The organism is Paenibacillus sp. JQZ6Y-1 (genome assembly GCF_040719145.1).
GTDB lineage: Bacteria > Bacillota > Bacilli > Paenibacillales > Paenibacillaceae > Saccharibacillus > Saccharibacillus kandeliae.
This window is the reverse complement of record NZ_JBFDUZ010000001.1, coordinates 2,445,116-2,468,702: the sequence shown is the minus strand read 5'-3', so window position 1 is coordinate 2,468,702 and position 23,587 is coordinate 2,445,116. Positions and strand designations below refer to the sequence as shown.

Here is a 23,587-nt window from a genome sequence, read left to right as displayed (position 1 = left end):
AAACGCGTAATGATACACTGCCCTTCACTACATAAGAAAGGACCAACGATTTACGCTGGAATATTAATGCCGTACCTCCTCGCGGAAGCCTTCTCCATGAACATCGTTAACTTCATTGATGATCACAAATGCGCGTGCATCAATCGCTTTGACGATCATATGCACACGTCGGATTTCTTGTCTGGATACGACGCAGTATGCCATATGCTTGGCTTGCTTGGAGTACGCACCAATTGCTGGAATCAGCGTCACACCGCGATCCAGCTGTAGCATGATCTGATTGGCAATCTCCTCCGCATGGTCACTAATAATCGTAAACGCTTTGCCGGAATACGCGCCCTCCTGAATAAAGTCGATAATCTTGGTTGCAATGAACACCGTGACAAGCGTATACAGCACCAGCTCTTTGGAGATGAAAAATAAGGATGAGCCGATGATCAGAATATCGAGCGCTAGCATGATCTGCCCAATACTCCAACCGAAGCTACGATTTAGAATGGTAGCAATAATATCCGAGCCGCCAGTCGTGCCGCCAAAGCGAAATACAATGCCCAGACCTAAACCAAGCGTAACACCGGCATATAGCACGGCAAGTATGTAATCATTTTCTGTCCGAAACGGTGTAATCCAGTCTAGCTTGATCAGCAGTTCGAACAACCATAAGAAAAAGGACAAGGAACCGATCCCCACGCCAGTATAGATCATTTGCCGCCAGCCTAGCATTTTCAGACCGATTAGGAACAGCGGAATATTAAGCAGCAGGGTAGATAACGCAGGCGCGATCCCGAACGCATAATTGAGCAAAATCGTGATCCCCGTGACGCCGCCTTCCATTAGTTTGTTCGGAATTATAAAATAGAGTAGACCAAACGCATAAATCGCCGCACCGAACAGAATTGGCACCATGACGCGCAGTTGTTTCCAAAAGGATTGTCGCATATAGACTCCCTCCATTGATTGAGTATGTCGTTTTGAGCAAAAAAGGATTTGTTTTCAAAAAGGCTTTGCGCTAACATGGTAATGATATATTGTGTGAATGATGTCATAAGGTTGACCAAGCTTAGTGGGGCAGCGATACTGATGCTCCATTCCCTACTATATGGGCAAGTTGGACATTCGGCAATAGGCAGCATAGACGCCGTGGAACGAGCACTGCATACGTATGCAGCAGACGTTATGTTTATGCTGCTGGGTACGTATTATGTGAAGACGAACTGTGCTGTAGCATACAAAACGGTTAATGAGGCAGCAAACCAATACATGTTACAATCTAATGAATGGAAAGGTATGGAGGGAAATCATGACACAGAAATCAATGGCAGATATGCAAAAAGAAGTAGACGCATACATTTCTCAGTTCAAAGAAGGATACTTTTCTCCACTGGCGATGCTTGCACGCATGTCGGAGGAAGTAGGCGAGCTGGCGCGTGAAGTGAATCACTCGTATGGCGAAAAGCCGAAAAAAAGCGATGAAGCCGACAATTCGATTGAACTGGAACTGGGCGACATTTTGTTCATTACGATCTGTTTTGCTAATTCGTTGGGCATTGATCTGACAGAAGCGCATAATCAGGTTATGCACAAATTCAATACCCGCGACAAAGACCGCTGGACACGTATTGAGGATGAGCAAGCGGAAGATGGACAAGAGCAGACATAAAGCAAGAAACGAAAGCATGAATCCATATGCTACACATAGAAGATCACATATAGTGTAGACCTAGTGTAATTGGTATTAGGGATTCCTATTGGAAAATCATACACGCTGAATAATGCAGCAACGATAAATGGGTATCGTATAAAGGAGCGAAATAATGAGCAAACCGATCAAAGTAATTGTAGCTGGTGCAAGTGGACGCATGGGCAAGGAAGTTGTGAAGCTGGTACTGGGCGATGAAGGACTGGAGTTGGCAGCTGCCATCGGACGTTCTCATGCCGGACAGGATGCAGGCGAGATGGTAGGCGTCGGTCACGCTGGTGTGGCGCTGGTTGCCGATCTGAAGCAGGCGCTGAACGAGGTGCAGGCGGATGTGCTGGTTGATTTTACAACACCAGAATTTGCATATGAGCATGCGTCCTTGGCAATTGCTGCTGGCGTGCGTCCTGTGATGGGCACAACTGGTTATACGCCAGAGCAGATTCAACAGCTGGACGATGCGTGCAAGCAGGCGAATATCGGCGGTCTGATCGCCCCTAACTTCTCGATTGGTGTGATTCTGATGATGCGCTTTGCTGCGCAGGCTGCCAAGCATTTCCCACATTTGGAGATTATCGAGACGCATGGCGATCACAAGCTGGATGCACCATCTGGTACAGCGGTTAAGACGGCAGAACTGGTCAAAGAAGTACGTGATTCCTTCAAGCAAGGCAATCCGAATGAAAAAGAAACAATTCCGGGTGCACGAGGTGGCGAATATGATGGCTTCCGCATTCATAGTGTGCGTCTGCCGGGTGTGTTCGCACAGCAGGAAGTGATTTTTGGTGCATTCGGTCAATCGCTGAAAATCCGCCACGATTCCTACGAGCGCGCTGGTTATATGCCGGGCGTGAAGATCGGAATTGAGAAGGTGATGGAATATACCGGTATGGTCTACGGATTTGAACAATTTGTAGATTGAGTGTATTGCACAATAGACCAAGCATGAACGAATATACACAGACTATAGATTAGGGGAGATTACCATGTTCCAGATAGCTTTTGTTGCGCACGATCGTAAAAAAGACGAAATGGTTAACTTTGTCACCGCCTATGAGCATGTATTCCACGGTCATCAGCTGTATTCCACAGGTACAACAGGCAAGCGAATTATGGAGCAGACGGAATTGAAGATTCACCGCTTTATGTCCGGTCCACTTGGTGGCGATCAGCAGATTGGTGCACTGGTTGCACAAAATGAACTGGATTTGATTATTTTCCTACGTGATCCGCTGATGGCTCAGCCGCATGAGCCAGATATTACGGCATTGCTGCGCATTTGTGATGTACAGGGCATTCCAGTGGCGACCAATATTGCCACTGCCGAGATTCTGGTGAAGGCGCTGGATCGTGGCGATTTTGCATGGCGCGAGCTGACTCATAAATACAAGCCAGCCGGAGATGAATTGAAATGAGCGACAAGCTAGATATTCTCGTCTTCGGCGCTCATGCCGACGATGCGGAGATCGGCATGGCAGGCACGATCATTAAACATAGCGATGCCGGTCTCAAGGTCGGCATCTGCGATCTGACGTATGCAGAGATGTCATCCAATGGCACCGTCGAGCTGCGCCAGCAGGAAGCGGCTGCTGCGGCGGATGTGCTAGGATTGGCGTACCGCAGTAATCTGGGTCTGCCGGATCGCGGACTAGAGCGTACACAGGAGCAGTTGTCTGCCATTACGGCGGAGATTCGCAAATGTGCGCCGCGGATTATTTTCGCCCCGTATTGGGAAGACCGACATCCCGATCATACATGGTGCAGCCGATTGGTCGAGGAAGCGGTATTTAATGCTAAACTGCGCCGCTATATGCCGGAATTACCACCGGTGCAGGTGGAGCAGATCTATTATTATTTTATTAATGATACGGTTCCGGCAAATGTAGTCATTGATGTGACTGCCCAGTATGACCGTAAGGTGCAGGCGCTATCTTGCTATGCATCACAATTCGGTCTGGCGGGTGTGGATACGGTGGCAACGCCGCTTACGCAGGGTTATGTAGAACGTGTACAGTATCGCGATGCCATCGCTGGGCAGCGCAGTCTGATTCCTTATGCCGAGAGCTTTGTGATTAAAACGCCGTTTGTGGCGGATATGCTGCTGTAATAGCAGACTGAAAGGAGATTGCCCTAATGGACACGATGCTGAAAATAGGCATCACTTGTTACCCCTCACTTGGCGGCTCCGGTGTCGTGGCTACGGAACTTGGCAAGCTACTTGCCGAAAAAGGGCATGAAGTGCATTTTATTTCGCATAGCGTACCTTTTCGTCTAGGAACATTTCATAAAAATATTTTTTACCATGAAGTTGAAGTCAATGACTATTATGTCTTCAAATATCCGCCGTACGATCTGACCCTCGCCAACAAAATGGCACAGGTTGCCAAAATGCAGCAGCTGGATGTGCTTCATGTGCATTATGCTGTGCCGCATGCGGTCTGCGCTTTTCTGGCAAAGCAGATGGTCGGCGATCATCTCAAAGTAGTAACTACACTGCATGGCACCGATATTACAGTGCTAGCGCAGGACGAATCGCTCAAGGACCTGATCCGCTTGGCGATTAATGAAAGTGATGCTGTGACCGCCGTTTCCAAGGATTTGATCCGTGAAACGCGTGAGCTGCTCGATATTACACGCGACATCGATCTGACGTATAACTTTGTGGATCAGCGGGTATATTATCCGCGCGAAACGCAAGAGCTATGCGAGGATTTTGGCTTCGGTGATGATCGGATCATTATGCACATCTCCAACTTCCGCCCAGTGAAACGGGTCGGTGATGTGGTAGAGGCGTTTGCCCGCATCAATGAGCAGGTACCCTCACGGCTTCTGTTTGTCGGTGAAGGACCCGATTTGCCGAAGATCCAATTCCGTATTCAGGAGCTGGGCTTGACGGAGCGTGTACAGTTTCTCGGCAAGCAGGACGATATTCCACAGGTGATTTCGCTCGCGGACATTCTGATGCTGCCTTCGGAAAAGGAAAGCTTCGGTCTGGTTGCACTGGAAGCGATGGCTTGCGGTGTGCCGACCATCGGTTCGCATGCTGGTGGCATTCCTGAGCTGGTCGTCCACGGTGAAACCGGCTATCTGGCAGAAATCGGCGATACAGAAGCGATGGCAGATTATGCGATCCAGCTGCTGCAACACGACGATCAGATGGAGCAGATGCGTCGCAATTGTATTGCACGCGCACGCCAAGAATTTGGCAATGATCTTATGATGGAAAAGTATGAACAAATATATTACCGGGTACTGGGGCGTCCAACGCCGCAGCCTTCTCCGGTACGGGGCTGATATTACGCAATGGTACAATGGAAATGGGTAGACGCGAAAACGGCGGAACAGGGACTTTCCCTGCTCCGCCGTCTCGCCGATCACGGATATGAAGGTTATTTTGTCGGTGGCTGTGTACGCGATGAGCTGCTTGGTCGACCGATTAACGATATGGATATAGCAACGAACGCAACACCAGAGCAGGTGATTGACCTGTTTGAACATACAGTGCCAACGGGGATTGCGCATGGCACGATCACGGTCATTGTAGACGGTGAGCATTTTGAGCTGACGACCTACCGTACAGAAAGTCAGTATGTGGACCATCGGCGTCCAGAGCAGGTAGAGTTTGTCAGCGATCTGTATGAGGATTTGCGTCGTCGTGATTTTACGATGAATGCGATTGCACGCGGATTGAACAATGAATACGTGGACCCTTTTCACGGTCAGGATGATTTGGGAAAAGGAATCATTCGTTGCGTAGGTGAAGCGGAGGAACGATTTGAAGAGGATGCGCTACGTATGGTACGTGGGATTCGCTTCGCTTCAGTATTTGATTTTGAACTGGAAGAGAAGACGTGGCAGGCGCTGGTGTATCGCCGTGAGCTGATCTCTTATATCGCTACCGAGCGCATTCGGGTAGAGATGGAAAAGATGATCGCTGGACCGCATCCGTATAAAGGGATTGAATTGCTGCGCAGTAGTGGACTGGTCGAGCATATGAAGATGCAAGTGCCTTGTCCGCCGCAGCGCCCAGAGCTGCTGAAGCGTCTGGATGATCTGACAGCAGTGAAGCTGAACCTGCGGGTGCAAGAACTGGACAGTGGCAATTCTGATTTGCAGTCTTTATGGGAACAGGTAGTGATCGATCGTTCGCTGCTCAGTTGGACGTTGATTGCGATGTCGCTCGGATTGAATGGCGATAATGTGCGTCAGACGATGAAGGAATGGACATTTGCCAATGTGTTTACCGACAAGCTGAGTCGGTTGATTCGGCTGCATGAATGGTTAAACGAAGAGTTGTCATCGACAGCCGAACCACAGTGGACAACGGAGCAGGTCTATCGCATCTGGACAGCGGGCGTGTTAAATCATGGACGCGAAGCAGCTGTGCACTGGCTGCTGCTGTACAATGTATTACCGGAAGCAGGAACGATACCGCCAATACATTATATTGCTGCTCATGCACTGGAATGGCTGTCTGCTCAAAAAGTTTGGAGTCTCGCTGATGTCAATGTTAACGGACAGCAAGTGCTAGCGGCGCTGGATACGCGCGGCGGTGCATGGCTGGGACAGCTGATGAACGAGATTTTGCTAAAAGTGGCAGTTGGCGATCTAGCGAATGACACGGATTCAATCGTAGCATACGCCGTCCAACGACACCGGGAAGGAGAGCAGGCATAATGCGCGACGAACAACTGCTGGAATTGCTGACGGCGCGTCCGGGTGAATATATTTCCGGCGAGGAGATTAGCCGCCTGATGTCAGTAAGCCGTACGGCGATCTGGAAAGGCATTAACCGGCTCAAGGAGCAGGGATATGAATTTGACTCTGTTTCCCGTAAAGGCTATCGGATTGTGCGGTATCCCGACCGTTTTGACGAGGTATCCTTACGATTGCAGCTTAGTAAACGAACATCGTGGGGACAGCCACTGCATCTGCTGGATACGATCGGTTCAACGCAGGATGTAGCACGGGAGCTTGCCGAGCAAGGCGCAATAGAAGGTACGCTGGTTATCGCTGAGGAACAAACGGCGGGTCGCGGACGGCAGGGACGACGGTTTCATTCGCCACCCGGTCGAGGGGTGTGGATGACGGTTGTGATGCGTCCACAGCAGCCATTGCAATATACATCGCAGCTGACGTTGCTTGCAGCGGTGGCAATCTGCCGTGCGCTGCGGAATGTGAGCGGGCTGGACATCGGTATCAAATGGCCGAACGATCTGCTGATCGATGGTCGCAAAGTATGCGGCATTCTGGTCGAATCCGCAGCGGAGGACGGATATGTACGTTATGCACTGGCAGGCTTTGGTATTGATGTGAATTTGGCACCAGAGGATTTGCCGGAGGACGTACGTCCGGTTGCGACTTCGCTACGCATTCAGCGCGGCGAGCCCGTTGATCGTACAGAAGTAGTGACGGCGATTATGAGCGAGCTGGAATCGCTGTACGAATTGTATAATCGGGAAGGCTTTGCGCATATTGCGGCATTATGGGAAGCATTGGCGTTTGCAATCGGCAGCCCAGTGACGGTCAAAACGCTACAAGGTTCGTTACAAGGCATCGCACGCGGGCTTGGACCAAACGGTGAGCTACTGCTAGAACATGCAGATGGACAGATTTTGCCAGTGTATTCCGGTGAAGTCGGCTTCTGAGTGTGGTGTCGTTTATATCGTTGTATGTTGTGTATATCGTATCTTTGCATGCCTTTATGTGGTCTATTCAGTGTAGAGGGTAGCTAGATACGAAATAGAATCTAGGATGACAATTGTTACATGATATTCAATAAATCCTAGTGGTAAAATCGGATATAGGTACGATTCGTAAACAGCTATCTATTTTATCGCGGAAATTAGTGAAATTTGAATGTCACTCTGGTATACTATGCAGGAAGACGGTATCGGCAAGCGCCGAGCCGTACTTTCTCATGTTACGTTGGTGTGAGCTGGCAGGCAAGCACCGGCAGTCTGAACGCGTAACCTTTGCTCGGAAGAGGATGAAACAGACCGTCATCGCGGCTGTGATTCGGAATCTGACCATAGAGCATACAGTAGCCCTATACAGCATTGGGATTCGATTTTCCGACACTGCATAGGCTTATGGAAAAGTCTGTGACTTTTCTGACTGATGGGAAGCGGAGGGCTGATTATGCTGGACAGGCTGGAGTGTGAACTCCATACATCCGGCAATTCTGCTATGAATCCAATCATCGTATCCAATGAGATACGCAGATGAAGCGAGGTGTTGGCTATATTCAATTCTGCTCTGAGCCTTATGGGACCGAGACAGAAGAGATGATCGCAAAGTGACTCTTTTTTGGACTCAGGACCTTTTTCGCACAAGACGAAAAGGTTTTTTATTTTGTCCAAAAACTATTTTGAATACAAAGGAGCCTGATGTCACATGGCAGCCAAAACGCCGCTGAATATTGTAAAAATGAAAAAAATGAAATCCGAGGGCATTCCGATTACGATGGTAACCGCCTATGATTACCCGACCGCACGACTGGCTGAGGAAGCCGGGCTGGATATGCTGTTGATCGGGGATTCGCTGGGCAATGTAGTGCTCGGCTACGATTCCACCATTCCGGTCACCGTAGACGATATTGTCTATCATTCCAGAGCGGTGGCGCGGGGCGCACAATCTACTTTTATCGTCGCGGATTTGCCGTTTATGACCTATCACGGGAGTATAGATGAAACATTGCGCAACGTGAAGCGCATTATGCAAGAAGGGCATGCCCATGCGATCAAGCTGGAGGGCGGTGCTGAGATTGCCGATACCGTAGCTGCGATCACGCGCGCAGGTGTGCCAGTACTGGCGCATATCGGTCTGACGCCACAATCGGTGCATCAGATTGGTGGGTATCGCATTCAAGGGAAAGATGAGCAAGACGCCCAACGTCTGCTGAATGATGCAAAGGCACTGGAAGCAGCTGGCGCGTTCGGTGTAGTACTAGAATTGGTGACGGAAGATACGGCTGCTCGTATTACTGGTGAGCTGTCGATTCCAACCATCGGTATCGGTGCAGGACGCGGCTGTGACGGACAGGTGCTCGTTTTCCACGATGTGGTGAAATATACTGACAGTTACCGCGACAAGCGCTTTGTTAAAACGTACGCGGATATTGGGACGACGATTCGTACCGCATTGGAGCAATATGTCAGTGAAGTGAAAGACCGTGCGTTTCCGGCGGAGCAACATGTGTTCAATCCAGATGAAAAAGCACTGGATTCCTTGTATGGACAACAACGGAAGGTGGAGAATTTATCGTGAAAGTAGTACGCAGCATATCCGAAGTCAGACAGCAAGTTAAACATCTTCGCGGAGAGCGTTCCAGCAATGGACATGAAGCGACCGTTGGATTGGTACCGACAATGGGCTTTTTGCATGATGGACATGCCAGTCTAATGCGCCGTGCCAAACAGCACAATGATATTGTCGTGATTAGTATTTTCGTCAATCCGATTCAGTTTGGACCGAATGAGGATTTTGAACAATACCCACGCGATGAACAGCGCGATTTAGCATTGGCAGAACGCGAAGGCGTGGACATCGTGTTTATGCCGGGCGTCGACGATATGTATCCAACACCGACCAAAACGCATGTGAGTGTTGCCGATCTGACCGATTCTCTATGTGGCGCTTCGCGTCCGGGTCACTTTGACGGTGTATCGACGGTGGTGACCAAGCTGTTCAATATTGTGAAGCCAGATGCTGCTTTCTTTGGCGCGAAGGATGCGCAGCAGGTCGCTGTCATCAAGCAAATGGTTGTCGACCTGAATATGGATATTGAGATTGTGCCATGCCCGATCATTCGCGAGCAGGACGGACTGGCGCTCAGCTCACGCAATGTGTATTTGTCAGACGAGGAACGCAGTCAGGCACTGGTTCTGTCACGTTCCTTAGAGCTGGTTAAGCAGCGTATCATGGAACAGCCGCATATGACTGCTGGTGATGTTCGTGCCATGCTGCGCAGCGAGATTGGTACATCGCCTATTGCAGTGATCGACTATGCTGAGATCATGACGTTTCCACACTTGGAGACACTGGCAGATACAACGGTCGTCGGTGACCTATCGTCCGAGATCATTATGGCGCTGGCTGTCAAATTCGGCAAAACGCGTCTGATCGACAATGTGATTATGGAAACGAAAGGGGTTGCCCTGCATGTATAGAACAATGATGAAATCCAAAATCCACCGCGCTACCGTTACCGAGGCAAACCTCAACTACGTTGGCAGTGTTACGATCGACGAAGATCTGATGGATGCCGCCGATCTGCTGGAAAACGAGAAAGTACAGATCGTGAATAACAACAACGGCGCACGTCTGGAAACGTACGTGATTGTCGGTCCACGCGGAAGCGGTGTGATCTGCCTGAACGGTGCAGCTGCCCGTTTGGTGCAACCCGGCGACAACGTGATCATTATCTCGTATGCTACAGTCGATAATGCGGAAGCGAAGGAACATCGCCCCACTGTCGTATTCGTGGACGAGCAGAACAAAGTCGTAATGGAAGCCCACAAGGAAGTTCACGCGACGATTGTCTAAAGCAAAGTCAGCCGATGAATGGTTTTGAACCGTGATTTGGCTAGAGATAAGCTTCAACGTAAATATAGAAAAAAGGAATGCCTGCTATATAAGCAGGCATTCCTTTTTATTTTGTCATTCCCCTGTCGATGTGATACCCAATGTTGCTCGTTCCTGTTTATATCTGTCTTACTATACTTTAAAGCGTCCAATCAACCCATTCAAACGCTCAGACAACCCAGCTAAATGATTCGCTGAATGATTCACATGCTCCATAGCTGCTTGCTGCTCCTCAGCGCCTTCGGTAACTTGCTCGAAGCGACGGGCAGACTGACGCGTGATCGCTTCCATTTCGTCAACTGAGACAAGCATTTGCTGCGAAATCGCAGATATTTCGGAGGAGGATTCAGATACTTGATGAAGCTGCGCTGCCACCTCACCGAGACGATGGTGAATATGTTCAAACGATTGTCCGGCATGCTGTACTACATTCATACTCGTATACGTTTCTGTCCGATTGACTTCCATATGCCGATGCAGCTCACCGATCTCACGCTGCATCGCGGTTACGATCTCAGCCACTACAGAAGCGGAGGATTTGGATTGTCCAGCCAATTTCTGTACTTCACCAGCAACGACAGCAAAGCCCTGTCCATGCTCACCCGCACGAGCAGCTTCGATGGAAGCGTTCAGTGCAAGCAAATGTGTCTGACTAGCAATATCATTAATCAACTGCAAAATGCCTTCAATGCGGTCGGAATGCTGCTGAAGCTGCCCTGTTGCAGCTGCCATCTGATCCGACGATTGTGTGATCGCTTCCATCTGTGACACCGCTTGTCCGATGGCTTGTTTACCTTGAACACTTTGCTCCAGCGTATCACTGGATCGATCAGAGACGATATTGACGGCTTCCGCAATGCGCTGCATTCCGCCATTCACTTCGTTCATACCATGCTGCATTTCAATGGCGTGAGCAGCTTGCGTCTGCGTATCGGCTGACGTCTCGTGTACATGACCCGCAATCGTACGACTCGTATCCGAGGTGCTGCGAGATTGCTCCGAAAGACCAATAGCAGCTTGCTGAAGTTCCTGTGCACTATCGCGAATACCGACAATAACATTGCGTGTATCGGCAACTAGCCTACCAAACGAAGCGGACAATTGCCCAATTTCATCCTTGCTGGTTGTACGAATCTCAATCGTCAGATCGCCTTCATTCACCCGATGAATATCCTCGTTCAATCGTCGGAGTGGACGAATAAGATAACGTGCAAGAATGTACACAAGCAGCAGGCTTACAAGCAGGATCAGCAGGGAGACGATAAGTGTCGTTTGCTTGGACTTCTGCATCAATTCATAAATATTGGTCGCATCCAGATCGGCACCTAGCACGCCAATCGTTTGTCCGGCTGCATTTTTGATCGGTACAAAGGAGGTAATAATTGCGCCATACTGATCTTTGGTTAGATCGCCTACGGCAGGCTGTCCGGTGTTCATTACCTGCTGCATAGCGGGATACACTTCCTCCTCGACTGTCCCCAGTGGAGAAAAATCATCCTCAGATACGTCTTGCGGCGCACCATCTACAATGTAGACATATTGCTCTTGACCGTTGTTCATCGTGCGATTCATTGTATAAATATAGCGGAAGCCATTATCCTCGCGTAGTTGATTCAGCTGCTGACGAAGCTTGGTATAATAAGCTGTCTCGCCACCTTCGCGAGCTGGAATGGCAGAATACTGTACCGGATCGATCAATGCGCTTGCTCGGAGAGCAACCTGTTCAGCCTGTGTGCCAATAGACTGAGTCACTAATGAATTTGAGGATTGATAGACCGTCAATCCCACAATGGCAAACCCAATCACGATCAAAACGGAGAAACATACAATCATTCTTGCAAGTAAGCTGTTCAATAAAATATCTCCTTTGGAATATAAGCGCTTGATTAGGATGATATATGCAGGGGTATAGTGCTTAGTAATCAACGCAGCAAGGTATTTATACTTAATATAATCTAGCAGACGGCGAGTGTAAATCATTGCTTGGCTGGTATCTACAAATTGCGAACCATTCCGAGGTGTTTACACAAACCTGTGGAACAACCGTTCGATTTGGGGTATACTGTAATCATTCATAAACGCCGAAGCAGGGTGATACTGTGCGAGCCGATTCGCGCCCGGTATCACCTTTTGTTGTGGGTGCGTGTGGTTGATTTTCAAAACTGCGGTCTTCTGGTATGCTGATAGTTGAGTATGTTTACACCAGGATCAGACAACTGCAGGGAAAGGATTTAGACATCCATGAAATTTGCTGTACTGGATTTTGAAACAACAGGAACCCAATCGACGGATGATATTATCCAAGTGGGACTTGCCATTATAGATCATGATTCAACCATTTCACAGGTATACAGTTCGATGGTGAAGCCGTCCGTCTCCATTCCGGCTTTTATCAGTGGATTGACTGGCATTAGCAATGACGATGTGAAGGACGCGCCGGAGCTCGACGATGTGATGCTGGATATGATCCCGCTGCTGGAGGACGCTGTACTAGTCGGACACAATGTAGGCTTTGACCTCGGCTTTTTGCAGCGTGCGCTGGATCGTACGGGTTATTTGCCTTTTACAGGTCGCGTGCTGGATACGATGGATTTCCTACGCATTTTCTTTCCGAATCTGCCTAGTTATCAGCTGAGCATGGTCAGCAGCTCGCTCGGCTTTCAGCATGACCGTCCGCATCAGGCGGATAGTGATGCGCTGGCGACGGCGTATGTTTTTTTGAAATGTATTGAGGAGCTGAACGAGCTGCCGCTCATTACCGTGCAGCGATTGTCTGAGCTGTTCGACAATCAGGATAGCGATCTAGGCTGGTATTTTGACGGGGTGCGTATGGAGCGTGAAGCGCAGCCGGTACAAGATTTGGACAGCCATCGCTTTTATCGTCAGTTAGCTCTAAAAGTAGGCGATTGGATCGATATTCCGTCCGCCGAGGATGAACGTGGCAATATGCCGCTGGCGGATACATCATTTGAAGAGTTTTTGCAGCAGGTGAAGGATAATTTGCGTAAGCTGCTGCCGGATTATGAAGAACGTCAGCCTCAGAACCATATGTTCGACGAGGTTATTCGAGCATTATCCGATGATAAGCATCTGCTGATCGAGGCAGGCACTGGAACAGGCAAATCGCTCGGCTATTTGCTGCCATCCATTTACCATAGCGTGAAGAACAGTGAGCGCGTCATGGTTAGTACGCATACGATCAATCTACAGGAGCAACTGCGTGAGCGCGATGTTCCGCTGTTGACGCAGGTGATTCCGTTTGCCTTTCGTGCTGCCGTGTTCAAGGGCCGACAGCATTATTTGTGTCTGCGCAAATTTGAGCATAAAATAAATACAAAAGAATTCCAGAGTCCGAAGGAAGATGTGTTGATTGCCGCTCAGATGATTGTCTGGCTGACCGCTACTGAAACCGGAGACGATGAGGAATTGAATATGGGCAATCGGGGCGGTGAGTTCTGGGAAACGGTGGCAAGCGATACCGATTCCTGTCTTGGACGCGCCTGTCCGTGGTTTAAGCAATGCTACTATCACCGTGCCAAGCATGAAGCGGGAGCAGCAGACGTAGTGATCACCAATCACTCCAAGCTGTTTACCGACATCAAGGCAGGGCATCAATTGCTGCCTTCCTATGAACGACTGGTCATTGACGAGGCGCATCATTTGGAGGATGTGGCAGGTAAGCATCTGGGTATGCACATGAAATATTTCACATTGGTTCAACCTCTGCTGCGTCTATTCAAGGACAGCAAAAATGGACAGCTTGCCGTGCTTCGCCAGCAGCTGGGATCATCGGGCAGTGAGCGTGGTATGGAATGGGCGATTGCAATTGACAATCTATATCCTGAACTCATAGATGTGAAAGAAGACTGGGATAAGCTGAGCGAGCTGCTGTTTGCGCTTTTGCCACAGCGCAGCGATGCTGCACCAGGCGAAGCAGGTCAGTTTACTCTGCGTTTACTTCCACAGAACAAGCCGGAAGAATGGGAAAAGATTACCGAGTTGGAGAACCGCATTCATATTGCACTCAGTCAGATTGTTCGTCAGGGCGAGCACACGATGGGCAAAATCAAAGAATCCGATGATGTGCTTGTTAACGAAGGGCTGGTTACCGATGTAACTGGGCTGTTCAAGGATTTGGGTGCGGTACGCGATGATTTGCGCCATTTTATCAAGCTGGATAGTGTAGAAACGGTATATTGGTACGAAGCCAATGGCAATTACCGCAGCAAATCGCTGCAAATGTATGCCGTACCGGTCGATGTGAGTCAGCAGCTGAAAGAACACTTTTTTGATAAAAAGAAAAGCATCATTCTTACATCGGCAACGCTCTCGATTGATAAAACGTTCCAGTATATGATCGAGCAACTGGGATTGAAGGAAGCAGAGCAGAACAACAAGCTCAATACGGTGATGTTGGAATCGCCATTTAATTATCGCGAGCAATCACTAGTATTGATTCCGCGCGATTTTCCAAGTCTGAAGGGCAGTGTGGGCGATCAGAATTTTGTAGCTATGCTTGCCGATTCGTTGGCAGACGCTGCGCGGGCGACCCGAGGACGGATGCTGGTATTATTTACCTCATACCGGATGCTCAAGCAGGTGTATGAGCCATTGAAAGAGAATTTATCTACAAGTGAGATTGCCGTATTCGGTCAGGGCGTGGATGGCGGCAGCCGTACCAAGTTGACACGTCGTTTTCAGGAGCATCCTGCTTCCGTATTGCTCGGAACAAGCAGCTTCTGGGAAGGTGTCGATATTCCAGGCGAGGCGCTGACCTGCCTGGCAATTGTGCGGTTGCCATTCCAGCCGCCGAATCATCCGCTCGTAGAAGCCAAAAGTGAACGCTTGAAAAAAGAAAAGAAAAACCCATTTATGAAATTATCCGTGCCGCAGGCAGTGATCCGGTTTAAGCAGGGCTTTGGACGTCTCGTCCGTACGGCAAATGACCGAGGAATCGTACTGATTTATGATACGCGGGTGATTGAGGCTTATTACGGCAGACATTTTCTTTATTCGCTGCCTGGTCCCAAAATGGAACATATGCCAACCCAGCAGATGATTCCCCGTATCGCCGAATGGCTGGAACAACGGCCGCTGGAAGCGGAAGCTGCAAATCAAGAGGGGGAGCAAGCATGAAATCCGAAAAAATATCTGAAGCTGTCGTGCGAAGATTACCTGTCTATTTGAGATATCTGAATGAACTGCATACCCGCGAGGTACCAACGGTATCCTCGCAGGAGCTGGGGCAGAAGCTGGATCTGAATCCAGCGCAAATCCGCAAGGATCTTGCTTACTTCGGCGATTTTGGACGCAAGGGTATCGGTTATGATGTATCGTATCTGATTGAGAAGATTCGTCATATTCTGAAGCTGGATCAGCAGATCAATGTAGCACTGATTGGTGCTGGTAATCTGGGACACGCTCTATCCAACTACAATGCCTATTTGCAGGAAACGATGAAGATTATCGCTGTATTCGATTCCTACGAGCCTAAGGTAGGTAGCAAAATCAATACGTTGACTGTACAGCCAATCAGTGAGTTATCGAACGCGGTAAAAGAACAAAATATCCGCGTAGGTATCATTACTGTGCCGAATACAGAAGCGCAGCGTGTTGCTGATCAGCTGGTGGAAGCGGGCATTGAGGCGATTTTGAATTTTGCACCGATTATTTTAAGAACACCACCGCATGTGCGTGTGCATACAGCTGATTTTACGACTGATCTGCTCAGTTTGGCATACTACCTTGAAGATGGAAAGGAATTAGAAGTCAATGAACAACTCTCCGAGTAAATGGATGATCAAAAACGGTATTTTCGCTGTACCCAACGCCGAAAAGCCAGTATTGCATGGCTACATGGTCGTTGAGGATGACCTGATTACGTATATTGGTGAAGAGGAGCCGCAAGTAGGCGATGACGTTGCCATTGTAGACGGACGCCACCAATTCTTCATTCCTGGTCTGGTGAACAGTCACGGTCACGCGGCGATGTCATTGCTGCGCGGCTTTGGCGACGATCTGGCGCTGCAAGTATGGTTGCAAGAGAAAATGTGGCCAATGGAAGCTAAATTTACGAGCGATGATGTATACACAGGAACCGCATTGTCGGTACTGGAAATGCTCAAAGGCGGCACCACCACATTCCTCGATATGTACGACCGTTCCGAGCGTGTAGCGGAAGTGGTAGAGCAATCCGGTATGAGAGCCGTACTGATGAGAGGCGTTATCGGTCTGTGTTCAGAAGAGGAGCAAAAGCAAAAGCTGAACCAATCGATCCAATTCGTACGTGATTGGCACGGCAAAGCAGACGGACGTATCACCACTATGATGTCTCCGCATGCACCGTACACTTGCCCACCTGCATACATTGAACAATTCGTACAAGCTGCACACGATCTGGATGTGCCGCTGCATACACATATGTCCGAAACGATTGCCGAAGTCGAGCAAAACGTACGTGATTACGGTTTGCGTCCGGTTGCTCATTTGGAAAAGTTGGGCATGTTCACACGTCCAACGCTACTTGCACATGCTGTGCATCTGAATGATGAAGAGATTGCTACACTGGCGGCTCACAAGGTTACGGTTTCCCATAATCCGGGTAGCAACCTGAAGCTTGCTAGCGGTGTGGCACGTGTACCAGATCTGCTGAAAGCAGGCGTGGTCGTATCTCTCGGTACAGATGGTCCTGCCAGCAATAACAATCTGGATATGTTTGAGGAAATGCGTCTGGCTGCACTGATTCACAAAGGTGTATCCGGCGACCCAACTGCTGTACCTGCATCGGAAGCGCTGCGTATGGGTACGGAATATGGTGCTCAATCGGTATTCCTGAACAATACAGGTACATTCAAGGTCGGCATGAAGGCGGATATTACGTCGCTCAATATCGATCAGCCACATTTCCTGCCGTTTACTGATTTCATTTCTCATACTGTATATTCTGCATGTGCCAAAGATGTGCTGCATGTATGGGTTGATGGGAAACAGCTGATCAAGGATGGCGTATCCTTGACACTGGACGAAGAGAAAATTCGTCGTGAAGCACAATCGGCATTTGAAGGCTTGCTTACACGCTGACCGAAAGCGTAACGATACAGAAAGGATGGCGTGTCTTGCGAAATTTGGGAACGGGTAAATGGATTGCGATTATCATTACAGTGATCGGTCTGATCATCTTGGGTGTGAACCAGTTTTATGTACATGTGATGGCGAAGCCGTGGAGTCAGGAGCAGGCGGCGCTAGAAGTAGCACAGCAGAATGCCAAGCTATCTGCGGTAACGACCAGCTATCATTCCGTCTGGAATGACAAGTCCATCTACTGGGTCATTCAAGGTCAGAACGATCAACAGCAGGATGTGATGGTCTGGGTAAAATTCAACACAGACGGCACACCAGCGCAAGGAAACAATGCTGTGCATGTCGAGAAAACCGCCGGTACAGTCACCCAGCAGCGAGCGATGGAACTGCTGCAAAATGATCTGCCTGGCGCGGAAGCCGTTCGCGCGGTTCCCGGCTCGTATAACGGCAAATACGCTTGGCAAGTGTTTGCCAAGTCTGGCGAGACGTATTATTATGTATTCTACAATTTCCGCGATGGCACCAAGCTGGGCGGACCGATGCAGCTGCCAAGCACGCTTACTCCATAATGTGAGCTGAAGTAGCTGTATCGTAAATAATGATTATAACGTAGGAAAAGAATCCAACGATCTTCGCAGGTATGCGGAGCGGTGGATTCTTTTTTGGTTAGGAGAGATAGGTTGCTTTAAAACGGAATGCGTTAAACATAATTTTTTTGTTGAGTTTGTTATTAAGATAGAACATTTTGACTCTGAACGTATAGTGCTTTGGTTTTAAGATAGGATGTTATACATGTAAAGATAGCGTATTTTGACTTTTCAAACAGAACGTTTCAACATGGAAGGTACAACGCTTTGGTTTTGTCATCCTTCTTTAGGCGTAACAAGGCTAGATCAGACGGTTACACCCGCGACAGCTGACCTTCTCCTGTCGCACCGCCAGAGGTATCCAGTACAATCGCATTGACCCCATTCAGGAAAGCAAGCCCGCTTGCCTTGATAATATCGGTATCCATCGCTTTACCGGTATACAAACGACCTTCGTATTCCAATTGAATATTGACGCGTCCAATCGCTTCCTGACCGCTGGAGATGCTATTGATTTTGTAATGCTTCAATGTTGCCTGCACACCGGTCAGTGCACGGATGGCACCGTACATCGCGTCGATAGGACCATCGCCGATAGCGCTGCCTGCGTGTACTTCGCCGCCTTTTTTCAATTGTACCGTTGCTGTTGGGTGCAGACTACCGGTGACGACTTGGAACGTATCCAGCTCATACAGTGCATGATGATCGGAATGCTCAATATGCTGCTCATTCGGCTGATTCAGCAGGAAAAACAGATCATGATCGTAGATTTCCTTTTTGCGGTCAGCCAGTTCCAGATAGCGGGCGAATAATTCCTCAAACTGCTGCTCATCGGCAGCGATATAGCCCAGCTTGGCAATCGCGTTTTTGAAGGCATGGCGACCGGAGCGTGCGGTCAATACCAGTTCCATTTCACCGGCACCGACTTGTTCCGGCGACATAATCTCATATACATTTTTGTCCTTGAGCAGACCGTCTTGATGAATACCGGACGAATGGGCAAAGGCATTTTCGCCAGTGATCGCCTTGTTCACCTGTACGTCCAATCCAGTCAAATGAGTGAGCAGGCGGGAGGTGTTCATAATTTCCTCCGTACGGATACCAGTAGAGCATTGGTAACGCTCCTCGCGTACTTTGAGAGCCATGACCACTTCTTCCAGCGATGTATTACCAGCGCGTTCGCCCAGCCCGTTGATCGTACATTCTACCTTTTGTGCACCTGCACGGATTGCGCTCAGTGTATTGGCAGTTGCCAGACCCAGATCGTTATGACAATGCACGCTCAGCATCACGCTATCATCCAGATTTTTCAGTCGATCATTCAAGCGAGAGATCAGATGACCGAATTCTTCTGGCTCCGCATAACCAACCGTATCGGGTACGTTGATGATCGTAGCACCTGCACGGACGACTGCTTCAATCGTTTGCCATAAATATTCAAATTCCGAGCGTGACGCATCCTCCGTCGAATATTGCACCTGCGGCATCAGAGTGCGTGCATATTTGACTGCATCTACGCCCATCTGCATGACCGCATCGCGGGAACGATTGAATTTCTTCTCCACATGCACATTGGATGTACCCAGCACGATATGAATAAACGGGTTATGTGCATCACGGATACTTTCGTACACGGCATCAATGTCATTTTTGACGGCACGTGCGAGAGCGGTAATATGTGTTTTTTCGCCTGCTTGACGAGCGATATGCTGTACCGCTTCAAAGTCGCCACGAGAGGAAGCGGGGAAACCGGCTTCAATCATATCCACCTGCAATCGCTCCAGCTGGCGGGCAAACTCAATCTTTTGTCGCAAATTCATACGGGCTCCGGGTACTTGTTCACCATCACGCAGCGTTGTGTCCAATACAATAATGTTACGGTTCATAAGTATTACCTCCTGAAATATGGGATGATGGATCTTGCTTGTCATGCAATATGTTGGATGTACATCGATGTTTGTGAACATAAGGTGCAAGTCTAATGCTGCCTATCCATAAGCGCTTGAAATGGATGCTGCAAAGATAAGGGACGCTAACTATAAGCTGTATCTTGTTGATCTATATCAAGCAGGGCTGTTCAACTCCGGAAATTGAACAGCAAAAAGCCCCGTCTCCATAATAGAGACGGGGCATTACCCGCGGTACCACTCTAATTAACCGCCAGCATACAGCGGTTCAGCTTGTTCGATGGCTAACACCATCTATCCCTGTAACGGGGGAACTCCGGCTTGCCCTACATATCAGGCAGCTGTTCATAGACCAGTTCGGAATGATTCACACTGCCGCTTTCCACCACCCAGCGGCTCTCTGTAAGGATCGTCATTCGTACTCTTTCTACTCATCACATTTGTTTGTATCCAAAGTATGTAAATTTGTTACATAATGTAGCACAGACGTTTATCAAAAAGCAAGCGTTTTATAAAAAAAGAAAATCACACGTGAAGATCAAACGCCAACAAAAGCCTGTTCTGCTTCGCTATATTGCGGCAGAACAGGCTTTCTATGAATGCTACACCCGATATTGTATCTACCGATTGACGTTGATTACAGCTTGAACTGTGATACCGTTTCTTGTAATTTCTCCGCCATGCTATGCAGTGTAGCCGTATGCGCAGTACTTTGCTCCAGAAAAGCAAGTTGCTCTTCCGCGGCGGCACTGACACTTTCAGTACCGGAAGCGATGCTGCCGGTTGTGGTGGAGATGTATTCCATCGATTCGACGACTTTGCCAGAGTGACCGGCAAGATGACGTAGAGCTTCGGTTACTTCGCCAATCTCTTGTGTGGTGCGGTCGGTCAGCTTCTTGATCTGTTGGAACAGATCGGTCACAGAGCCAGCAGCAACGGTTCCTTGAGATACCTCGTTCACCATTTCCTTGACCGATTGACTGGCACGCTGGGTTTCATTTTGAATCGCTTGAACCAGTGAACGGATGCGCACAGCAGATTCGTTCGTTTCATTGGACAGCTTGCGAATCTCGGAAGTGACGACTGCGAAGCCGCGTCCATGCTCACCTGCGCGTGCGGCTTCAATAGCAGCATTGAGAGAGAGCAGATTGGTCTGAGTAGCGATGGAGGAGATGGCATTATTGATGTCTTCAATCTCCTCAGAACGTTTACCCAGCGATAAAATGACCGCTTCGATCTGTGTCATCCGGCTTTGAATTTCGTCCATCTGACGCATGACACGATGAATTTCATTTTCGCCTTTGAGGGATTCGCTTTGTGCTTGAGCAGCCGTTTCGCTCGCTTGTTGACTGCTCTGATCGATTTGACCGATATTCGTATTGATCTGATGTACTGCTTGCAGCCCATTTTCCACGGTGGATACTTGGTTACTGGTATTGTTGGACAGCTCATACATAATGCCTGCCACATGTTCGGCAGCTTTGCCCGTTTCAGCCGTGCCACCAGCAACTTCGCGCGAAATGGTGATGACTTGATCGGTACTGCTGTTGATCTCATGTACTAGATTGCGCAGATTGTTTTTCATCAGGTTGAAGGAAGCGGCGAGCTGTCCAATCTCGTCCTTATGCTTCACCTGGACATCATCCATATTGAGTTCGCCATCAGCGATCATTTTGGCATTGCGAGACAGTGCTTTGAGTGGGCGAGAGATCAGACTGGAGATCCATGAACCGATCAGAATAGCCAGTACAAAGGTCAAAATGGTAACGATAATCGCAGTCCAACGAGTATTTAGAATCGTCTGCTCGCTGTTGGCGCGCGCTTGATTCATTAGAGCATCTTGTTCATCGGAGAACTGCTGGGCAAATTTGACGATCACGCCGCCCATCGGAATCAGGCTGGTTTTGATATTCAGATACGATTGTGAGATTTGTGTAGGTGTCAGCTGCAATAACTGCTCTGAGCTGGTTTTGTAAAAATCATTCATTTTGACGAGATAATCCAGTTGCTGGACATCATGCTCGTCGGTTACTTTGCTTTTCATACTGGTCAAAATATCAGCGGTTTGCTTGTTCGCCAGCATCAGCTCGGAGCCGTAATACGTATCCCGACTCAGCATATAGGTGAGCATATGGCTATTCTGCACGGTCGCGTAAAATTTTAAATTATCCGCTTCCGATTTGAGCGCTACATAGCGATCTAGAATATCATTGGTCGTACTGTGGATTTTGTTCAGGGACATAATATAAATGACGCCTGCGCTGCCGGCGATCAGGGCAATCGCAAGAAAGGATATCAGCATTTTTTGCAGAATGGACAATTTCATAGGCGGTGGCTCCTTCGTATGGGATCAGACAGCGGCATCATTGCCATTTAGCGATATATGCTTCGACATTATCTTTGTTGACAAGCTCATACGGCACCATAATCTGCTTTTGAACAGTTTGCCCAGCAGCGGCGGCGATAGCGGCTTTGACTGCCTGATTACCTTGCTCTGGTGCATTTTGGAATACCGTTACCTGCAATCGTCCTGCTTTGACGAATTCCAGCGCATCCATCGTGGCATCGACACCGGCAAAGATCATATCTTTATCCTTGTTATCCAGCTGCGCCGCAAGCATGGCACCGATAATCATTTCATCGTTATTGGCAACTACTGCGTTGATTGTTGTACCGGAAGACAACCATTTTGCCATCAGCGCCATGCCTTGTGCACGATCATAATTAGCAGTGTCTTCAAGTACCACGTTCATGTTTGGATATTTGGCAATGATGTCCTTGTTCCCTTTGGTGCGGTTGATTTGTGCTTCTGTTCCCATTTCGCCGTTCATAATGGCGACATTGCCTTTGCCGTTCAATAACTTAGCAACCGCCTCCATTTGCATCGTACCCGCAGTTGTAGAATCGGAGCCAACATAGGAGGTAGCGTTATCCACCGATTTGTAATACCGGTTTACAACGATAATCGGAATATTGGCTTTATTGGCAAGGGCGATGGATTGGTCGGCACTGCTTTCGTCCGTAGGAATGAGCACGATTGACTTCACACCATCACTAATAAATTGCTGAACTTGTTTGACCTGAGTAGCTGTATCATTTTTGGCATCCACATAGCTCACTGGTACATTTTGCTTGGTAGCCGCAACTTTCATACCCTGCGTAATATAGCTGACAAATTTGTCGCTCATATCGAAGATGGCAATACCAATCTCAGCTTTGCCGCCAGCGGACGAGCTAGCAGCAGTAGAGGATGCAGGGCTGGTTGCAGACTCTGTACTGCTAGAAGTGGAAGAACAAGCAGCAAGCCAGAATACCATTAAACAGCAAAGCATGGATAATAAAAAGCGGCGTGATCTCATGGCGTAACCCCCATCAATATAAAATAAATAAAGCGCTTACAATCGATACAACCTTTGGATGCTGAAAAGGAAGATGCGACCGCCTACATCCATGTCATTTCTGACACAGCGGAGTAAACTTGCACAATGCTGTGCGAAAGCGGTAGTATAGTCATACATCCTTTTCGGAGTCTAAAATACAGGTTGTTTTCCTTGATGACTAAGTTATCGACTTGTATGAAGATTTAATGAATAGCCATTTCGACAAAAAAACAAAAAATCCGAAACTTTCCGCCCTGCGTACAACAGAGAAGAGAGTTCGGATTTTGCTTTATCTAAAAAAGGCTATATGTTTAGAAAGAAATGGCTCCGAATGGAAAAGAAATGGTTCCC

General features: G+C 48.6%; 19 protein-coding genes and 1 other annotated feature. Of the genes, 14 read left to right on the top strand and 5 right to left on the bottom strand.

Annotated features, from left to right (window positions below; all coding sequences use genetic code 11):
- Positions 1–63: 63 nt before the first annotated feature.
- Positions 64–939 carry a YitT family protein gene (locus tag ABXR35_RS10485; RefSeq protein WP_367059248.1) on the bottom strand — a complete coding sequence of 292 codons (876 nt, stop codon included), beginning with the start codon at positions 937–939 and terminating at the stop codon, positions 64–66.
- A 361-nt stretch (positions 940–1,300) separates the two neighbouring features.
- On the opposite strand from ABXR35_RS10485, the gene ABXR35_RS10480 reads away from it, so the two are divergent.
- The 10 genes from ABXR35_RS10480 (at position 1,301) to panD (ending at position 10,243) form a co-directional block, all read left to right on the top strand.
- Entirely contained in the window at positions 1,301–1,660 is a 360-nt protein-coding gene (locus tag ABXR35_RS10480) for a nucleotide pyrophosphohydrolase (RefSeq protein ID WP_367059245.1), read from the top strand.
- Positions 1,661–1,814: 154 nt separating this feature from the next.
- Positions 1,815–2,618 (top strand): 4-hydroxy-tetrahydrodipicolinate reductase, encoded by an 804-nt coding sequence (dapB, locus tag ABXR35_RS10475; protein WP_367059242.1) that lies wholly within the window; start codon positions 1,815–1,817, stop codon positions 2,616–2,618.
- Positions 2,619–2,682: 64 nt separating this feature from the next.
- On the top strand, positions 2,683–3,111 hold the full coding sequence (locus tag ABXR35_RS10470; protein WP_367059239.1) for a methylglyoxal synthase: 429 nt from the start codon (positions 2,683–2,685) through the stop codon (positions 3,109–3,111).
- Complete coding sequence (bshB1, locus tag ABXR35_RS10465; RefSeq protein ID WP_367059236.1) at positions 3,108–3,803, top strand: bacillithiol biosynthesis deacetylase BshB1; 696 nt, start codon at positions 3,108–3,110, stop codon at positions 3,801–3,803. Before ABXR35_RS10470 ends, bshB1 begins: the two co-directional genes overlap by 4 nt.
- A gap of 26 nt (positions 3,804–3,829) precedes the next feature.
- Positions 3,830–4,990: an N-acetyl-alpha-D-glucosaminyl L-malate synthase BshA gene (gene bshA, locus ABXR35_RS10460; protein WP_367059233.1), complete on the top strand. Its 1,161-nt coding sequence runs from the start codon at positions 3,830–3,832 to the stop codon at positions 4,988–4,990.
- A gap of 9 nt (positions 4,991–4,999) precedes the next feature.
- Complete coding sequence (locus ABXR35_RS10455; protein ID WP_367059230.1) at positions 5,000–6,373, top strand: CCA tRNA nucleotidyltransferase; 1,374 nt, start codon at positions 5,000–5,002, stop codon at positions 6,371–6,373.
- Positions 6,373–7,344, top strand: a complete 972-nt coding sequence (locus ABXR35_RS10450) for a biotin--[acetyl-CoA-carboxylase] ligase (RefSeq protein WP_367059227.1) — start codon at positions 6,373–6,375, stop codon at positions 7,342–7,344. Before ABXR35_RS10455 ends, ABXR35_RS10450 begins: the two co-directional genes overlap by 1 nt.
- Positions 7,345–8,092: 748 nt before the next feature.
- Entirely contained in the window at positions 8,093–8,965 is an 873-nt protein-coding gene (gene panB, locus ABXR35_RS10445; RefSeq protein ID WP_367059224.1) for a 3-methyl-2-oxobutanoate hydroxymethyltransferase, read from the top strand.
- A complete protein-coding gene (panC, locus tag ABXR35_RS10440) occupies positions 8,962–9,867 on the top strand; it encodes a pantoate--beta-alanine ligase (protein ID WP_367059221.1) in 906 nt (301 codons plus the stop codon). Before panB ends, panC begins: the two co-directional genes overlap by 4 nt.
- Entirely contained in the window at positions 9,860–10,243 is a 384-nt protein-coding gene (gene panD, locus ABXR35_RS10435; RefSeq protein ID WP_367059218.1) for an aspartate 1-decarboxylase, read from the top strand. The genes panC and panD overlap by 8 nt, the downstream gene beginning before the upstream one ends.
- A gap of 171 nt (positions 10,244–10,414) precedes the next feature.
- Here the strand turns inward: panD and ABXR35_RS10430 are convergent, their stop codons facing one another.
- Positions 10,415–12,136, bottom strand: a complete 1,722-nt coding sequence (locus ABXR35_RS10430; protein ID WP_367059215.1) for a methyl-accepting chemotaxis protein — start codon at positions 12,134–12,136, stop codon at positions 10,415–10,417.
- 387 nt (positions 12,137–12,523) lie between these two features.
- Between ABXR35_RS10430 and dinG the strand changes: the two genes are divergently transcribed.
- Genes dinG through ABXR35_RS10410 form a run of 4 tightly spaced genes read left to right on the top strand, consistent with a single transcriptional unit; the run spans position 12,524 to position 17,931 of the window.
- Positions 12,524–15,418 carry an ATP-dependent DNA helicase DinG gene (gene dinG / locus ABXR35_RS10425; protein WP_367059212.1) on the top strand — a complete coding sequence of 965 codons (2,895 nt, stop codon included), beginning with the start codon at positions 12,524–12,526 and terminating at the stop codon, positions 15,416–15,418.
- Positions 15,415–16,074 carry a redox-sensing transcriptional repressor Rex gene (locus ABXR35_RS10420; protein WP_367059209.1) on the top strand — a complete coding sequence of 220 codons (660 nt, stop codon included), beginning with the start codon at positions 15,415–15,417 and terminating at the stop codon, positions 16,072–16,074. Before dinG ends, ABXR35_RS10420 begins: the two co-directional genes overlap by 4 nt.
- Complete coding sequence (locus tag ABXR35_RS10415) at positions 16,055–17,362, top strand: amidohydrolase (RefSeq protein ID WP_367059206.1); 1,308 nt, start codon at positions 16,055–16,057, stop codon at positions 17,360–17,362. The genes ABXR35_RS10420 and ABXR35_RS10415 overlap by 20 nt, the downstream gene beginning before the upstream one ends.
- Positions 17,363–17,397: 35 nt before the next feature.
- Complete coding sequence (locus ABXR35_RS10410) at positions 17,398–17,931, top strand: cell wall elongation regulator TseB-like domain-containing protein (RefSeq protein ID WP_367059203.1); 534 nt, start codon at positions 17,398–17,400, stop codon at positions 17,929–17,931.
- Positions 17,932–18,263: 332 nt separating this feature from the next.
- Here the strand turns inward: ABXR35_RS10410 and ABXR35_RS10405 are convergent, their stop codons facing one another.
- The 3 genes from ABXR35_RS10405 to ABXR35_RS10395 all read right to left on the bottom strand — a co-directional run bounded on the left by ABXR35_RS10405 (position 18,264) and on the right by ABXR35_RS10395 (position 23,215).
- The gene (locus ABXR35_RS10405) at positions 18,264–19,835 is read right to left on the bottom strand and encodes a 2-isopropylmalate synthase (RefSeq protein WP_367059200.1); all 1,572 of its coding nucleotides are present in this window, start codon (positions 19,833–19,835) and stop codon (positions 18,264–18,266) included.
- 231 nt (positions 19,836–20,066) lie between these two features.
- Positions 20,067–20,300 (bottom strand) — a binding site (T-box leader).
- Between the two features lie 193 nt (positions 20,301–20,493).
- Positions 20,494–22,182 carry a methyl-accepting chemotaxis protein gene (locus ABXR35_RS10400; RefSeq protein WP_367059197.1) on the bottom strand — a complete coding sequence of 563 codons (1,689 nt, stop codon included), beginning with the start codon at positions 22,180–22,182 and terminating at the stop codon, positions 20,494–20,496.
- A 37-nt stretch (positions 22,183–22,219) separates the two neighbouring features.
- Positions 22,220–23,215: a substrate-binding domain-containing protein gene (locus ABXR35_RS10395; RefSeq protein ID WP_367059194.1), complete on the bottom strand. Its 996-nt coding sequence runs from the start codon at positions 23,213–23,215 to the stop codon at positions 22,220–22,222.
- Between the last annotated feature and the right edge of the window lie 372 nt (positions 23,216–23,587).

Excerpts from the sequence above, each read along its gene's own strand:
- ABXR35_RS10485 (WP_367059248.1), bottom strand. The coding sequence starts at position 939 with ATGCGACAATCCTTTTGGAAACAACTGCGCGTCATGGTGCCAATTCTG.
- ABXR35_RS10480 (WP_367059245.1), top strand. The coding sequence starts at position 1,301 with ATGACACAGAAATCAATGGCAGATATGCAAAAAGAAGTAGACGCATAC.
- dapB (WP_367059242.1), top strand. The coding sequence starts at position 1,815 with ATGAGCAAACCGATCAAAGTAATTGTAGCTGGTGCAAGTGGACGCATG.
- ABXR35_RS10470 (WP_367059239.1), top strand. The coding sequence starts at position 2,683 with ATGTTCCAGATAGCTTTTGTTGCGCACGATCGTAAAAAAGACGAAATG.
- bshB1 (WP_367059236.1), top strand. The coding sequence starts at position 3,108 with ATGAGCGACAAGCTAGATATTCTCGTCTTCGGCGCTCATGCCGACGAT.
- bshA (WP_367059233.1), top strand. The coding sequence starts at position 3,830 with ATGGACACGATGCTGAAAATAGGCATCACTTGTTACCCCTCACTTGGC.
- ABXR35_RS10455 (WP_367059230.1), top strand. The coding sequence starts at position 5,000 with ATGGTACAATGGAAATGGGTAGACGCGAAAACGGCGGAACAGGGACTT.
- ABXR35_RS10450 (WP_367059227.1), top strand. The coding sequence starts at position 6,373 with ATGCGCGACGAACAACTGCTGGAATTGCTGACGGCGCGTCCGGGTGAA.
- panB (WP_367059224.1), top strand. The coding sequence starts at position 8,093 with ATGGCAGCCAAAACGCCGCTGAATATTGTAAAAATGAAAAAAATGAAA.
- panD (WP_367059218.1), top strand. The coding sequence starts at position 9,860 with ATGTATAGAACAATGATGAAATCCAAAATCCACCGCGCTACCGTTACC.
- dinG (WP_367059212.1), top strand. The coding sequence starts at position 12,524 with ATGAAATTTGCTGTACTGGATTTTGAAACAACAGGAACCCAATCGACG.
- ABXR35_RS10420 (WP_367059209.1), top strand. The coding sequence starts at position 15,415 with ATGAAATCCGAAAAAATATCTGAAGCTGTCGTGCGAAGATTACCTGTC.
- ABXR35_RS10415 (WP_367059206.1), top strand. The coding sequence starts at position 16,055 with ATGAACAACTCTCCGAGTAAATGGATGATCAAAAACGGTATTTTCGCT.
- ABXR35_RS10405 (WP_367059200.1), bottom strand. The coding sequence starts at position 19,835 with ATGAACCGTAACATTATTGTATTGGACACAACGCTGCGTGATGGTGAA.
- ABXR35_RS10400 (WP_367059197.1), bottom strand. The coding sequence starts at position 22,182 with ATGAAATTGTCCATTCTGCAAAAAATGCTGATATCCTTTCTTGCGATT.
- ABXR35_RS10395 (WP_367059194.1), bottom strand. The coding sequence starts at position 23,215 with ATGAGATCACGCCGCTTTTTATTATCCATGCTTTGCTGTTTAATGGTA.